Below are 14141 nucleotides of genomic sequence, written 5' to 3'. Positions count from 1 at the left end.
GGATCTGTTGCAAACTTTTCAGCAACGAGGTGATGGCATGAGGTCAGCTCCAATTTCGGAGCGTATTGCATGTTCAAAGGCCGTCATTTCGATCGATCCGTTATCTTGCTGTGTGTGCGGTGGTATCTGGCATACGGCCTGAGCTTGCGAGATCTGAAGGAGATGATGGCCGAGCGCGGCATCGGCATCGATCATTCGACGATACACCGCTGGGTGGTCTATTTCTCGCCGGTGCTATTGAAGAGCTTCAATCGACGGAAGCGAGCCGTCGGTGGCAAGTGGCATTTGGACGAGACGTATATTAAGGTTCGCGGCCAGTGGATGTACCTCTACAGGGCGATCGATAGCGCAGGCGACACGGTGGAATTCTGGTTCAGCAAACACCGTGACCTGCCGGCGGCGAAGCGCTTCATGCGCAAGGCTTTGGCCCGCCATGGCCGCCCGGATCGTATCGTCATCGACGGCAGCCAAACCAACCGGGAAGCAATCATTTTCTGCGACGCCGAGAGCCGGTTGAAGGATCGGTCACGGCGCCAATTGAAGGCGATCCGCATCCGAAGCAGCAAATACCTCAACAACCGGATCGAGCAGGATCACCGACGTATCAAGCGGCGGGTACGACCGATGATGGGCTTCAAAGCATTCTCCTCGGCAGCCATCACCCTGGCCGGCATCGAGATGGTTCATATGATGCGCAAGCGGCAAGGGCGGTTCGCCTTCAACCCAGCTCCGTCACTCAAGCAACAGTTCGAGGCAATTGCCGCCTGAATTGCGTCCGGCAAAGTGGCGCCGAGTGCCCTCCAGAAAATTTGCAACACAACCATCTTGATCAGGCTCTCATTGCGGTGCCACGAGCCTGGCTCGACAACGAGCTCGCCGCGGCTGTGCCGGCAATGCGCCCGAACACCGCGCCCGACATGAGTCCCGTGCCGCCCGGATAGTTGAAGTAGAACAGGCCACCGACCAGTTCTCCAGCAGCATAGAGCCCATCGATCGGCTTCATGTCCACATCGATCACCTGCGCCTGCTCGGTCACGCGCAATCCGCCGAAGGTGAAGGTGATTCCGCAGCCGACCTGGTAGGCTTCGAACGGTCCGTCCTCGATCGTGTTCGCCCAGTTCGTCTTGTCGACTTCAAGGCCGACGGTCCCGCGGCCGTCCTTCACGTTCGGGTTGAAGGGTATGTCCCGGGATACCGCGGCATTGTATCGCCTGATTTCCTCGATCACCGCCTTCGCGTCGACACCTTCGAGCTTGGCCGCCAGTTCCTCCAACGTGTCGGCTTTCACCTTCGTCACCTGCTTGATGCGATATTCGTCGCGCAGGAGATGAACAACTTTGTGGTCAAATATCTGCCAGGCGAAATTGCCGGGCTGTTCCAGAATGACCCGGCCGTACTTTGCGTAGGTGTAGTTGCGGAAATCGGCGCCTTCGTCGACGAAGCGGCGCCCGTCGGCATTAACCATGATCCCGAATGGGTAGGAATGCTTCTGAAACCCGTCGCCCACGGCGAGATCGCCGAATTCGGGCGCGTTGAAGTCCCAGCCTACGGCATGGCAGCCAGACCAGTTGCCAAACGGTGCTGCACCGATGGCAAGTGCCATCTTGATGCCGTCGCCGCTGTTGAACCGAGTGCCGCGCACGCGGGCAAGTTCCCAGCCCGGGCCGAGATACCGAGTGCGCATTTCCGGGTTGGACTGGAAGCCGCCGGACGCGAGAACGACAGCGCCGGCTTCCACGTCGTAAAGCCGGCCATCGGCCTTTACCCTCACGCCGGTCACCTTGTCGCCATCGTACAGCAGGCTGGTGACCCGGCTGCCGTAGCGKATCTCGATCCCCYTCGCGCGGGCGATCTCCGTCTCGCTGTCGACCAGGCCGGGGCCACCGCCCCAGGCCTCAACCGTCAGTCCGCCCCAGAACTTGAACTTGCCGTCGATCTTGAAAGCCTGCCGCCCGTAGATCGGCTGAAAGCGAATGCCTTTGCCGCGCAGCCATTTCATCGTCTCGAAGCTTCGGCGCACCAACAGCTCGCATAGGGTCGGATCGGAGCGATACCGCGTGACACGAAACATGTCGTCGAAGAACTGATCTTCCGTATAGGTCCCGAAATCGGTTCGGGCGATTTCTTCGTCGGTCAGTTCCGGAATGACCTCGAGCAGGTCTTCGACGCCACGATAGGCGAAGCGGATCGCGCCCGCGGTGAAGCGGCTGTTGCCACCGTTTTCTTCCTGAGGCGCGCGTTCCAGAACCAGCACGCTTGCGCCCTGCTCTTCGGCGGCAAGCGCTGCACAGAGCGCCGCATTGCCCGCCCCAACCACAACAACATCGATTTTCATGCTCCATTCCCTTGCATGGAGTTGCACACATCGTCGGACGCTCCGGCACTCGCACCGACCGGGGTCGAGCGACGACGGATGCGTCAGACAAGCTTGTTCGGTGCCGCCTCGCCCGACGGCGGGATTGCATCCGCCAATCGTTTCCAAACCCCATTTGCCAAGGCCACGGTGCGCGTCCCGACAGTGAGGCGGGCGGTGAGAAAGACGATCTGCTTGGTGGCGCGGACGACCTCCGGCGCCAGCTCCACTACCTCTCCGAGTTTCACCGAATCGATGAAGTGGACGTCGAGTTGGAGGGTTGCGGTTCTGGAGGCGCCCGTCGCTGCGCGCGTCGCAATGCCAAGTGCGCGATCGGCGAAGGTGATCAGCGCCCCACCCTGGCAGAAACCATTGCGATTGCTGTGCTTTTGCTGGGTCGGAAAACAAAACCGAAGCCCGTTTTCCCCTTCTCTGAAAAAGAACGGGCCGACAAGTCCGACAAACCCGTCATCGGTGATGATGCTCCATCCATCGGAAAGAAAGTCCTGAAAGTCCCTCTGCAAGTCCAACGCGGTCACCTCGTCCCTCCGGATGTCGCCCGAGGCGCGTTCGCGCCGATCTCTACGGCAGGGACCGCCGGCCGGGTTCCCGCAAACAGCGGCTCCGGCAGCCCGGCAACACCTACATCCAGCGCAAAAAGCCGACCAGCCAGGTGCTGTTCCGCGAGTTCTGACTGGGACAGACGGAACTGCATCGAAGTGGCGAAGAGCGTCCGGAGGCCGGGGCCGCCAAACATGACGCTTGTCGGCTTGGAGACGGGAAGGGGCACCTCACGATCGAGGCGGCCGTCCGGCGTATAGCGCGCCAGGCGAGCGCCCTCGACCTCCGCCACCCAGAGCCCGCCCTCGGCATCGACTGTGCACCCGTCCGGATGACCGGCCGTGCCTGGCTGGTCATAGTCGAGAAAGACGCGCCTTGCGCTTATCGCGCCCCGGTCCGGATCATAGTCATAGGCGTCGATGCGGCCGGGCCGGCTGTCGACGTGATACATCGTCCTGCCGTCGGGGCTCCAGGCAATGCCGTTCGAGATCACAAGGCCTTCCGCATGAACGGTAACGTCGAAATCCGCATCGATGCGATAAAGACGACCCTTCGCCTCCCTGGCGTTGATGTCGCGCGTGCCTATCCAAAGCCGGCCAGCCTGATCGCAGGCAGCGTCGTTGAATACCTCCCTGGTGAAGTCGATCAACGGGACCGCTATGCTTTGCAGGGCGCCCTCGAACGAGTCCAGAATGGCCATGCCTTTCTTGGTGACCAGCAGGAGCCCGCCGGTCTTGCGCGGCACGATGGCGCTCGGCGCGAATGGCAGTTCGCGAATGGCCACTTCGCCACCGGATGGACGAAAGCGGAAGATCAGTTTGGCGACGACATCGACCCAGTACAGCGCGTCGTCGCGATCCGACCAGATCGGGCCTTCGCCAAGGACGCAGGCGGGCGCGTCGACCGTGGCAAACGTGGTCATTCGCCTGCATCCCCCGCTGACGCCATCGGCGCGAACTTGATCAAAGTGACCTCCGGCGTCACCGCTTCGAAGACCGCCTCGACCTCCATGCCGATCGGCATCTCGTCCAGCGTGCCGCGCTCCAGGCCGACGATGTTGGTGACGAGACGGCAGCCCTCCTCGAGCTCGACCATGGCGACGTTGTAGGGAACGTCCTTCTCGAAACCCGCGAAGTAGATCTTGTGAAAGCGGCAATTGGCCCAGATGCGGCCGCGGCCCGACAGGCGCTCCCAATGCACGCCCTCATGGCCGCACTTGTTGCACCAGGGCTCGAAATAGGTGTGGAACGAACCGCACGCGTCGCAGCGCGGCAGCATGAGATGGCCTGCCTTGGCCGCATCCCAGAAGGGGCGGCTGTGATCGTCGATACGAGGCAGCGGTTTGGCGTAAGACATCAGTTGGCTTCCTTCGCATAGATGATCGATGTGCTGAGCGGGCCGCCTTGGAGATACTGAACGTTCCGGGCATCGGGTACCTGGCGCTCTCCAAGCTCGCCGCGGACCTGCCTGACGGCTTCGACGTTCAGCGACCAGCCCTGCATGTAGCTTTCCGAGAGATGGCCGCCGTTGGTGTTGGCTGGGTAGCGGCCGCCGAGCCTCAATGTCCCGCTTTGAACATATTCCCCGCCCTGGCCACGCTCGCAGTAGCCGAACCCTTCGAGGGTGAAGATCACAGTCGGCGTGAAATTGTCGTAGATCATCAGCGCATCGACGTCGGCGCGCGACAGTTCGGCCATGCGGTGCACGCGGCTGCTGACCTGCTGCATGGTCTCATAGCCGAAGTCGTCGGGCAGTTCGCCTTTGGCCAGTCGGGAAAGCTGAGCGATGCCGCGGAGATAGACGGGCTTCTGCCGCATGTCTCGCGCCCGCTCCCCGCTGGTCAGGATCATCGCGACGCCACCGTCATTGATCAGGCAGTAGTCGAGGCGGCGCAGCGGTTCGCAGATGAAGGGAGCCGCCATGTAGTCGTCCAGAGACAGAGGCTTCTTCATCACGGCCTTGGGATTGAGCGCCGCATGTCGGCGGAACGTCATGGATATCTCGGCCAACTGCTCGACTGTCGTGCCGTAGAGCGCCGCATGCCTCTGAAAAGCCATCGCGTGGATCGCGCCCGGCGAGGTCATTCCATACGGAAACCAGAGCTGCTCCGCGCCGGTGCCGTACTGGTCGCCCTTGCCGCCATATCGCGCGCCGGCGGTGCTTCCGTCATTGCCGTAGACGACCGCCACGGTCTCGACCATACCGGACAGGATCGCTTGCACTGCGATCTGCATGGAGCCGCCGAGCATGCGCCCTGCTCCCGGACTGGCGGTCAGCAGACGCGGGGCCATGTTCGTGATCTGGACGAATTTCTGGTAGTCGGCCAGCCGATGGATGACCAGCCCTTCTATGTCGGCAAGCGTCAAGCCGGCATCGGCCGCGGCCTCGCGCAATGCCCATATGCCGAGGGAAGTCGCGTCGTGGTCCGGTAGCTTGCCGAAGTCGGTCATCCCGACCCCAACGACGGCGATGCTGTCTTTGCGGTTCGATATCAGGGACATTTCTCAACTCATCTGCGGAACTGGAATTGCGGAAGAGGCGAGGCGCGGTGCGCGCAGCCGGCGCCATACCCGGGAGATCAGCGCCACCGATGCCAGTGCGGCGGCGATGATGGCGATCTGAAGCAGGGCCAGCGCCGTTGCACGCGAATAGTCGCCGTCGAACATGTAGTTGAAGATGACCACCGGCAGCACGCTGGACGCGCTGGTATAGAGCAGCGCCGATGCCGTCAGCTCATTGAAAACCTGGGTTCCGCCGATCGTCATTGCCGAGCGCAGCGTGCCGGCGAGAAGAGGCAACCGTATCTCGCGCGTTATCGTCGTCTCCGAGGCTCCGCAAACGCGGGCGGCTTCGTCCAGCTCCTTGCCGAACTGAAGCAGTCCGGTCTCGAAAAGGCGAACGAGCACAGGAAGGAAGCGCGCCAGCATGACGAGGATGATGACATAGATCGTCGCGTAGACCGGCGTGCGGATGTAGAGCCAGATGAGTCCGACACCGACAAGGACGCCCGGAACGGCGATCGGAATGCTGGCGACGAGCCAGGTGAGCGTCGATACCCTGTCCTTGTAACGCACGCGGCCAAGCGCAATCAGGAAGGCGAGGACCAGCAGCAGCACGGTGGAAACCGCAGTCACGATCAGACTGTTGCGCAGCGATACCAATGCCAGACGGTCCGAGAAGGTCATCTCGATATTCGACAGCGTCAAATCAGAGAGATTGAATGTCCCGGAGAAGTAGGGGAGCATGGCTCGTACGGCGATCGCCACGACTGGCAGAACGCAGCTTAGTAGGATGAAGAGAGTCACGATCAGGAAACCGATCGTCCTTTTCGCCGAAAACCTCCCCGCTTCGCCCAAGCGCGGCGATTTCGGGCCAACTGTGATGAATCTCTCCTGGAGCTTGACCGAACGCCCGTAGAGCAGCATCCCGACGATCGTCACCAGCAGCAATATCAACCCGATGGCGGATGCCTCGGAGCGGTCGATCGGCCAGTGGGCGGTCTTGGCATAGATCAGGTACGACAGCACTTCGTGGCCATATGGCACCAGCAGCAACCCAGGGATGGAGAACATCTCGGCCGCCAGGATGAAGATGATGATCACCGCCGACAGCAGGGAGGGCCAGAGCAGCGGGAATACGATGTGCCTCAGAGTTGCCAGCGGGCCGGCACCACTGATGGCGGCCGCCTCCTCCAGCTCCGGGTTGAGGCGGTCCATGGAGTGCCGAAGAAGCGAATAGGCGTAGGGCACGAAGAAGAGAGCCATTATGAAGACAGCCCCGCCATAGCTGATGATGTTGATCTCGGGCAGGCCGATGCTGCGGAGCACGGCGTTCAGCATGCCCGCATTCGGTTGGCCGAGCGTGATCCAGCCTACCGCGCCGATGAACGGCGAGATAAAGATCGGCGCCATGATGCCGATCTCCAGCAACTGTCCACCAGGCAGCCGCATCCGAGACATGATCCAGGCGATGATCGTGCCGACAACCGTCGCGGCAATTCCGACATAGGCGCCCAGTTCGAGCGTGGAAATCAGGGCGCGAGTGTACGAACCGCTGAGAAACACCCGCTCCAGATAGACCGTGGAGAAGCCGCCTTCAGGGGTCCGGACAGAACCAAAGAAAAGCGCGGCGACAGGCATGCCGGCCAGCCAGACCACCACGATCAGCAGCAGCCAGCGAGCAGGACCGTTCGATGTCGAGGACTGTGATTTCATGATAGCCGCCGCTTCCGTCCGTCAGTTCGCGGACTTCATGATCTTGGTCCAGGTCTGCTGGTAGGCAGTGCCGTTGTTGATCCAGCTGTCGAGGTTCGGATTCCAAACCTCCTCGGGGAACTTGAACCAGCTTTCGCTCTTGAGCTTCGCGACAACCGCGCGCCCATCCTCGACTTTCTTCAGCGCCGGCAAGCCGTTGTAAGCCGGGCCCTGCATGGCCGTTGCGCCGCCGCGGCCGACGCCCCATGCATAGAAGAGCCGGGCTGCGTTGGGATGTGGCGCATTGGCGAGCACCCCCCAGCCATTGGTTCCATATTCGACGGTTGGCTTCGGGTAGGCGAAGCGGATCGGCGCGCCACGTTCAAATTCGCTGAACGCAACGCTCTCCCATTGCGCGCCCCACGAGATGGGCTTCTGTCCGGAGATCACGGCGTCGCGCGCCTGAGCCGTGTTGACGAAGATCGTCGGATTCTGCTGCTTCAACTTCCGCAGGAAGTCCTCGCCCAGCGACGGCGTTTCCATGATGTAAAGCAGCGGCGCGAGCGTCACCCCGAAGGTCGGCTCGACCAGGCTGATCTTGTCGCGGAATGCCGGATCGAGGATCCCTTCCCAGCTTTGGAGCTTGGCTGCTTCTTCCTCGGTCACGTAGTTGGGATTGTACATGATAAGTGAGCGGTTCCGGTCCGGATAGTAGAGGTACGGCGCCATTGGGAGTGCGCTTGGCAGAAACTGCTCCACCTCTTCCGGCTCGACCGCGACGAACAGATTCTCTTTGACAAGCGTGGCGTTGGCGCCGGCATCGGTGCCCTGGAATACGTCGATCCTGTGCACCCCGGCCTGGCTCTCCTCGAGCAGCATCTGAACGCCGGCCGAGCCTGCCTTGCGCTCGAGATTGACCGTGATGTTCGGATACTCTTGGTTGAAAGCCTCGACGAAGGCATGCATGGCATTGAGCGGCGAACTGTAGAGAAGGGTCACTTCGCCTTCCTGCTCGGCCGCGCTCACCAGTTCAGGTGTGATTGCGAGCTTCTCCTGCGCGCGGACCGGCGCAGTGAGGGTCATCGCGACGAAGGCGGCGACAGCTAATGTGGATTTCATCATTACGGCCTCCCGGCGTTTTCGTTCGAGCTAGTTGATCCGGCGCGACTGCCCCTCCCAGAGCGGATCGCTCATTCTTCGCCTGTCTGGCTTGCCATTGGCATTCAGCGGAATTTCAGCGACGACGCAGATATCCTTGGGTACCTTGTAGCCGGCGAGCAGGCCGCGGCAGTGCAGGCGCAGCGCCTCCGCGTCGAAGCTTTCCCGATCGCGCGGGACCACGAAGGCAACCACGCGTTCCCCCCAGCGATTGTCCGGCGCAGAGACCACCACTGATGCCCGCACGCTGGATGAGGCGTCGATCGCCCGCTCGACCTCCGCGGGATAGACGTTGAATCCTCCCGAGATGATCACGTCGTTCAACCTGTCCCTCAGGAAGACGTAGCCGTCGCGGATTTCCGCAAGATCTCCCGTGGCGATCCAGGGGGTTTCGATCGGATGCCGGCCCGTTTCGGTCAGCCGGGCATGCGGCAGCCAGGGCGAGTTCACCTCGATCTCGCCCACCCGATCGGCATTGGGCCGCGCGAGACGAATCTGAGCCGCCAAAAACGGCCGCCCGGCGCTGTGGCGGGCGGCCGGATCGCGATGTCCGGCACCGTCGAGATAGGTGATCGATCCGCCCTCATGCGATCCGTAGCCGTGTACCAGTTCCGTTTCGGGCATGAGGTCGAGCAACTCATTCACGAGCGATGCCCTGATGGGCGACCCACCGTAGACAAGCTGCTTGAGGCCGGCCTGGCGCAGAGCGTCCCGGGATTTCGGAGCATCCATCATCATGCCGAGCATGGTGGGCACCATCTGCGAGCAAGAAATCCTCTCCTGGCCCAAAATGGTCGCGACGACATCGACGTCGAATTTGTCGACCAACAGCAAGGTGCCGCAGCGCAGGAATGTGGGCAGGACGAAGAGCCCCGCCTGATGCGACAACGGGCCGAGCACCAATGTCGTCGATTGCGGGATGATCCGGATCTCCTCCGACAGGATCGACAGAGCCCGTAGAAGCCAGGCGCGATGGGTGACGATCACGCCCTTGGGCAAACCCGTGGAACCCGAAGTGAAGCGGATGAGGGCGTCGCCTTCTTCGTGGCCTGGTTGGCTGGGGTAGGGAGACGACGCCGATGCGACGATCTCGGCGAGGCTGTCGCCCACGGGCGGACCGCCATCGGCCACGACAAAGCGGATGTCCTTCAGCGCCGCGTCGTCTCGGAACATCCGCGCCTTTTCTGCCGTCGTCACGACCACGCGCGCATTGCTCAGCTTGAACTGGCGCGAGGCTTCTGTCGCGGAAAGGCGGAAATTGACATAGGCGGCGACACCACCCGCCCTGAAAGCGGCGAATTTCGCGATCAGGAACTCGTGCGAGTTCGTCAGATGGATGGCGACCGTTGCGCCGGGAGCAAGGCCGCCGGCATTCAGCCAGCGGGCGAGTGAGGAGACCGCCCCGTCGAGTTGCGCATAGGTCAGCGTACGTCCGCTGCTCCATTCCCGCACTGCCAGGGCTTCAGGGCACGCGGCGGCCGCTCGAGCAAGAACCGCGTCGATCGACGGAATGAGCGGCCTCTCGGCAGTCGCAGTCGTACGGGTGGCGTTGTGAAGCTGCTTGGCCTGAACTGTCATGACGCCCTCAGATGACGATGCAATGTTCGGGCGGCAGATGAATGCTAACCTTATCGCCGCTTTTTGCCCGGCAAGCCGTTGCCGTTGTTTCGACGGTGACGCCGTCGCCGCTCTCCAGGTCGAGCTGGTAGCGCATCCGGTCGCCCAGATAGTTGGCGGTGCGGACCGTTGCGGACAGCACGTTCTGGCCGTTCCTTTCGGTCACGAAGCCAATCCGATGCGGCCGCACCACAAGCGTGGGCGAAGCCGTCGCGCGCTCGACACTCGCCACGAGCAACTCTTGGCTGCCCAGCCTGACGCTGTTCTTCGCCGGATCGACCATATCGACGGCCATGGTGTTCGCCGCACCGATGAAATCCGCGACAAAGCGGCTCGTCGGCCGTTCGTAGAGATCTTCCGGCGTACCGCTCTGCTGCAGCTTGCCGTTGCTCATGATGTAGACACGATCGGACAGGACCATGGCTTCAGACTGGTCATGCGTGACGTAGATCGACGTCGTGCCGATGCTCTTGTGAAGTTCGGAAAGGAGATCCCGCATCGAATCACGTAGCTGCGCGTCAAGGTTCGAAAGCGGCTCGTCGAACAGGATCACCTCGGGCTCCCCCACAAGCGCCCTGGCGAGAGAGACGCGTTGCTGCTGACCGCCGGACAGCTGAGACGGATAACGCTCGCCATAGTCACCAAGGCCCACGCGCTTCAGCATTTGGGCCGTTTTCTGCAGCTGATCGGAGCGCGACAGTCCGCGCATCTTGAGAGGAAAGGCGACGTTTTCGGTAACAGTCTTGTGCGGCCAGACCGCATAGCTCTGAAAAACCATGCCCAGCTTGCGCTTGTGGGTGGGGATAAAGCTCCGACCGTCGCTGACGATGCGGTCTCCGATGGAGATGACCCCTTCCGTCGGCTTCTCGAGCCCGGCGACCATGCGCATCGTGGTCGTCTTGCCCGAACCGCTGGGACCAAGCAGCGTCACGAACTCTCCCGGCGATATGGAAAGACTGAGTTTCGACACGGCATCCACCGCGCCATAACTCTTGGTTACCGCTTCGAGCCGAATGCTGCTCATCGCAGAGCCTTCATTCCGCTCAGGGTGCACGAGGCCATCATCGCCGATTTCTCCATCCCTAGTGCGTACATTGGTATACAATTGCACACGTGTGTCAAGTCGGCTATCTTATGGTAGACGATTCCGATGTCGCAGAGGCTGGACAGGCAGGGGTCGGCAGGGGCCAGGTAGATGCGGACAATCAGGCGGGAACAGGAACCCAGGCTTTGACTACGAAACTGGCCTTGCAACCATGGATCGATGATGAAGACGAGCGACTGAGCGAGGAGGTGTCGCGCGCCGAATTCGCATATCGCACGCTTCTGGAGGCGATCAGCAACGGTGAGTTGCGCCCCGGGCAGCGCATGCGGGAGAACGAGCTGGCGAAGATGCTGAACATCAGTCGCACGCCGATCCGTGAGGCGATGCGACGGCTGTCGAGCGAAGGCCTGGTTGTGGTCGCGCCATCGCGTGGCATGATGGTGGCGCAGCTCGACAAGTTGCAGGTTCGCGAACTGTACTCGATCCGGGCGACGCTCGAAGGCGCGGCCGCCCGGCTTGCTGCCCAGCATGCTTCAGCTGGCGAGATCGCCGTGATGAAGGAAATCCTGGACTCTTGCGAAGCGGAAAACGAGCCACTGTCCTACGCTAGGCTCAATCGCCTGTTCCATCAGTCCATACACGAAAGCGCCCATAATCGGTATCTTACGAAATCCCTGTCCCAGCTCGCGACGCACCTGGCTCTGCTTCCGGGGACAACGTTCGAAGCTCCCGGCAGATCAGTTGAGGCGTCGAGGGAGCATCGCGTAATCCTCGATGCCATCGAAAGGCGTGATCCTGACGCAGCGGAGGCAGCGGCACGCCAGCATATTGAGAAGGCAGGCCTCACCCGCATGAGAATGATGTTCTCGGCGCCGTAGGCGCCAAAGCGGCTCGGCGACGCCCCGGCAAGAACCTCCGCGCCGGCCGAAGCCCCCCTTGCGGCAAACCGATCGACCCAGTCTTCATAGGCACCGGAATGCAGATATCGCTTGGTGGCTCCCACAAATGGTAACGAACCGATCGCATGTCGCGCCCACAAAGCTTGCGAATTTCCGCTTGTTGCGGGAAGCCTGACGAATTGGCTCGGCCAGTCGCGCAACATGCGCCCCCAGTCCAATCGTCCAATGCCAGTCTAAGAGACAAAGATACTCAAACCATTCCGGATTCAGGTCCGGGTTGCCGCAATGTGCAGGGGCCGTAGTATGGATGATGACCGGGGCTGTAGACCAAACTGCGGTGCTGGGCTACCGGACGCCTCAAGCCATCGTCGTTGTGAGTGTTGCCACGTCCGTCAAGACAGCGTCACCGACGAAGGCGATGTTTGCAAGACTGCGTTCGGCGGCCTCGGGATGCCCGGCTCCGCATGCATCGCGAACGACTACCGGGATAAACCCCAGATCCGCCCCGTGGCGCACGGTCGGTTCGATGCCAATTTGGAGAGCACCAAAATCTGTGGGGCGTCAGGCGGCCCTCGGAGTCTCCAGCTGATGGACGGGATTGTTGGCGGCGAGTCCGGGGTACCACTGCTCGAACTTTCCGCGCAGCGTGCCGTCGAGGGCCCGCGTGCGGGTCTGGAGCAAGAGATGCGCCCCTTCCTTCGACCATCGCATCTGCTGGCGCTTTGAGAAGCGTTTGCTAACCACAACGTTGACGGTCGATTCAACGAACGCCGTCGAAACCCGTTCGCCGTAGCGGCGCCTCTCGGCGTAGTTCGGGATCATGCCCGCGTTGTTGGCGATGTACGTGTTGAATTCTCCCGTCGCCTTCCGGAATGCCATCATGCTGGGATAATCGGTTTCGACTGCATCGAGATCATCGATGAGCCACTCGATGCAGGGTAGCGCCCGCCGGTGATTACCATTCCACAGATAGCCCTTGATGCGCTTCAGTTCGCGCGCGGCGCCTTCGGCTTCTTTTGGATTATGATGCGCCAGCCCCTTGGCGTATTGGCCGAGAACAGTCGAGCTATGGTCGGAACTGGGTGACGGGGCCGATCAGGCGGCGTGTTGATCTGGCGTCGTCGTGATGGCGACGCCGTCGGCGAATTTGATGCCTTCGACGACCATTGGCAACTGATTTTCTCCCTTCAGCCGTCGCCAGGTCTTGGCTGCGGCCATGACCAGCTTGAAGACCATGAGCCGTGCCGTCTTGTGTGAGAGGCTTCCCTTGGTGCGCACGGTCCGGTGCCGAACGGTGGCAAAGACGCTCTCGATCGGATTCGAGGTGCGCAAATGGTCCTGGCCTGACCCCATAGGGTGGTCCGGTTTCAATCTTAGTGCATGATGGGCATCTGGGCCATCGCCTGGGCAGATGGGGGTGCCGATCCGGGTGATTGTCCGGGCCAGACGATTGCCTCCGGTGCCGGCGGCTTGTAGCCGAGCGATGAGTGCGGCCGCTCGGTATTGTAGTAGCGTCGCCATGCCTCGATGATGACCTTTGCCTCGGCGAGGCTATAGAAGATCTCCCCGTTGAGCAGTTCATCGCGCAGCTTGGAGTTGAAGCTCTCGCAATAGCCGTTCTCCCATGGGCTGCCCGGCTCGATGAACGCGGTCTTTGCCCCTACTGCGGCGATCCACTCCCGTACGGCCTTGGCGATGAACTCCGGACCGTTGTCGGAACGAACATGGCCGGGCACACCGCGCAGGATAAACAGGTCCGACAGGGCGTCGATGACATCAGTCGAGTTGAGCTTGCGATCGATGCGGATCGCCAGGCACTCCCGGGTGAACTCGTCGATGATGTTGAGCATGCGGAACTTCCTGCCATTATGGGTCCGGCCTTCGACAAAGTCATAGGACCAGACATGGTTGGGATGCTCCGGCCGAAGCCGGATGCACGATCCGTCCTTCAGCCAGAGCCGTCCTCTCTTCGGTTGCTTCTGGGGAACCTTCAGCCCCTCCCGCCGCCAGATGCGCTCGACGCGTTTGGCGTTCACCGTCCAGCCCTCGGACCGCAGCATCGCTGTGATCCGGCGGTAGCCATAGCGCCCGTAGCGTGATGCAAGCCGAATGATATCGGCGGTCAACGCATCCTCATCTGCTCGGCAGTGCGGCTTCTTTCGCTGGGTCGAACGATGCTGGCCGAGGACCTTGCAGGCAAACCGCTCCGAGACGGAGAACTTCGCCACGACATGGTCGACGCAGCGACGGCGACGGGCGGGGCTCAATAGTTTCCCGAGGCAGCCTCTTTCAGGATCAGCTTCTCGAGCGTGAGG

The 14141-nt window shown here is 61.7% G+C and carries 12 protein-coding genes and 3 pseudogenes; 2 read left to right on the top strand and 13 right to left on the bottom strand.

Features of this window, described 5'->3' with window-relative positions; all coding sequences use genetic code 11:
- The first annotated feature begins 69 nt into the window (after window positions 1–69).
- Complete coding sequence (locus tag L598_RS16200) at window positions 70–768, top strand: IS6 family transposase (RefSeq protein ID WP_144862852.1); 699 nt, start codon at window positions 70–72, stop codon at window positions 766–768.
- A 61-nt stretch (window positions 769–829) separates the two neighbouring features.
- On the opposite strand, the gene tcuA is transcribed toward L598_RS16200, so the two are convergent.
- The 9 genes from tcuA to L598_RS16155 form a co-directional block, all read right to left on the bottom strand.
- Window positions 830–2335 carry an FAD-dependent tricarballylate dehydrogenase TcuA gene (gene tcuA / locus L598_RS16195; RefSeq protein ID WP_144864198.1) on the bottom strand — a complete coding sequence of 502 codons (1506 nt, stop codon included), beginning with the start codon at window positions 2333–2335 and terminating at the stop codon, window positions 830–832.
- 83 nt (window positions 2336–2418) lie between these two features.
- Window positions 2419–2892: a PaaI family thioesterase gene (locus tag L598_RS16190; RefSeq protein WP_186445067.1), complete on the bottom strand. Its 474-nt coding sequence runs from the start codon at window positions 2890–2892 to the stop codon at window positions 2419–2421.
- Window positions 2889–3836, bottom strand: coding sequence for an SMP-30/gluconolactonase/LRE family protein (locus tag L598_RS16185; RefSeq protein WP_144864194.1), 948 nt, complete (start codon window positions 3834–3836; stop codon window positions 2889–2891). Before L598_RS16185 ends, L598_RS16190 begins: the two co-directional genes overlap by 4 nt.
- Window positions 3833–4270: an OB-fold domain-containing protein gene (locus tag L598_RS16180; protein ID WP_144864192.1), complete on the bottom strand. Its 438-nt coding sequence runs from the start codon at window positions 4268–4270 to the stop codon at window positions 3833–3835. Before L598_RS16180 ends, L598_RS16185 begins: the two co-directional genes overlap by 4 nt.
- A complete protein-coding gene (locus L598_RS16175; protein ID WP_144864190.1) occupies window positions 4270–5415 on the bottom strand; it encodes a thiolase family protein in 1146 nt (381 codons plus the stop codon). The genes L598_RS16180 and L598_RS16175 overlap by 1 nt, the downstream gene beginning before the upstream one ends.
- A 3-nt stretch (window positions 5416–5418) precedes the next feature.
- On the bottom strand, window positions 5419–7128 hold the full coding sequence (locus tag L598_RS16170; protein ID WP_144864188.1) for an iron ABC transporter permease: 1710 nt from the start codon (window positions 7126–7128) through the stop codon (window positions 5419–5421).
- Between the two features lie 21 nt (window positions 7129–7149).
- Entirely contained in the window at window positions 7150–8226 is a 1077-nt protein-coding gene (locus L598_RS16165; RefSeq protein WP_186445066.1) for an extracellular solute-binding protein, read from the bottom strand.
- A gap of 30 nt (window positions 8227–8256) precedes the next feature.
- The gene (locus L598_RS16160) at window positions 8257–9843 is read right to left on the bottom strand and encodes a class I adenylate-forming enzyme family protein (RefSeq protein WP_144864185.1); all 1587 of its coding nucleotides are present in this window, start codon (window positions 9841–9843) and stop codon (window positions 8257–8259) included.
- A 7-nt stretch (window positions 9844–9850) separates the two neighbouring features.
- Window positions 9851–10906, bottom strand: a complete 1056-nt coding sequence (locus tag L598_RS16155) for an ABC transporter ATP-binding protein (RefSeq protein WP_144864183.1) — start codon at window positions 10904–10906, stop codon at window positions 9851–9853.
- Between the two features lie 206 nt (window positions 10907–11112).
- Between L598_RS16155 and L598_RS16150 the strand changes: the two genes are divergently transcribed.
- Window positions 11113–11805: a GntR family transcriptional regulator gene (locus L598_RS16150; RefSeq protein WP_246658791.1), complete on the top strand. Its 693-nt coding sequence runs from the start codon at window positions 11113–11115 to the stop codon at window positions 11803–11805.
- Window positions 11806–12183: 378 nt separating this feature from the next.
- Here the strand turns inward: L598_RS16150 and L598_RS16145 are convergent, their stop codons facing one another.
- The 4 genes and pseudogenes from L598_RS16145 to L598_RS16130 form a co-directional block, all read right to left on the bottom strand.
- Window positions 12184–12354, bottom strand: a complete 171-nt coding sequence (locus L598_RS16145) for an isochorismatase family protein (RefSeq protein ID WP_281407406.1) — start codon at window positions 12352–12354, stop codon at window positions 12184–12186.
- Window positions 12355–12387: 33 nt separating this feature from the next.
- A pseudogene (locus L598_RS16140) lies at window positions 12388–12888 on the bottom strand (ISKra4 family transposase); the annotation flags it as partial.
- A gap of 33 nt (window positions 12889–12921) precedes the next feature.
- Window positions 12922–13161: pseudogene (locus L598_RS16135) on the bottom strand (IS256 family transposase); the annotation flags it as partial.
- 38 nt (window positions 13162–13199) lie between these two features.
- A pseudogene (locus tag L598_RS16130) lies at window positions 13200–14141 on the bottom strand (IS3 family transposase); the annotation flags it as partial.

It is taken from the genome of Mesorhizobium sp. J18 (assembly GCF_007829525.1).
GTDB lineage: Bacteria > Pseudomonadota > Alphaproteobacteria > Rhizobiales > Rhizobiaceae > VLJP01.
The sequence above is the reverse complement of the archived record's forward strand: the minus strand, read 5'-3'. Positions and strand labels throughout refer to the sequence as shown.

Excerpts from the sequence above, each read along its gene's own strand:
- L598_RS16200 (WP_144862852.1), top strand. The coding sequence starts at position 70 with ATGTTCAAAGGCCGTCATTTCGATCGATCCGTTATCTTGCTGTGTGTG.
- L598_RS16185 (WP_144864194.1), bottom strand. The coding sequence starts at position 3,836 with ATGACCACGTTTGCCACGGTCGACGCGCCCGCCTGCGTCCTTGGCGAA.
- L598_RS16180 (WP_144864192.1), bottom strand. The coding sequence starts at position 4,270 with ATGTCTTACGCCAAACCGCTGCCTCGTATCGACGATCACAGCCGCCCC.
- L598_RS16175 (WP_144864190.1), bottom strand. The coding sequence starts at position 5,415 with ATGTCCCTGATATCGAACCGCAAAGACAGCATCGCCGTCGTTGGGGTC.
- L598_RS16170 (WP_144864188.1), bottom strand. The coding sequence starts at position 7,128 with ATGAAATCACAGTCCTCGACATCGAACGGTCCTGCTCGCTGGCTGCTG.
- L598_RS16165 (WP_186445066.1), bottom strand. The coding sequence starts at position 8,226 with ATGAAATCCACATTAGCTGTCGCCGCCTTCGTCGCGATGACCCTCACT.
- L598_RS16160 (WP_144864185.1), bottom strand. The coding sequence starts at position 9,843 with ATGACAGTTCAGGCCAAGCAGCTTCACAACGCCACCCGTACGACTGCG.
- L598_RS16155 (WP_144864183.1), bottom strand. The coding sequence starts at position 10,906 with ATGAGCAGCATTCGGCTCGAAGCGGTAACCAAGAGTTATGGCGCGGTG.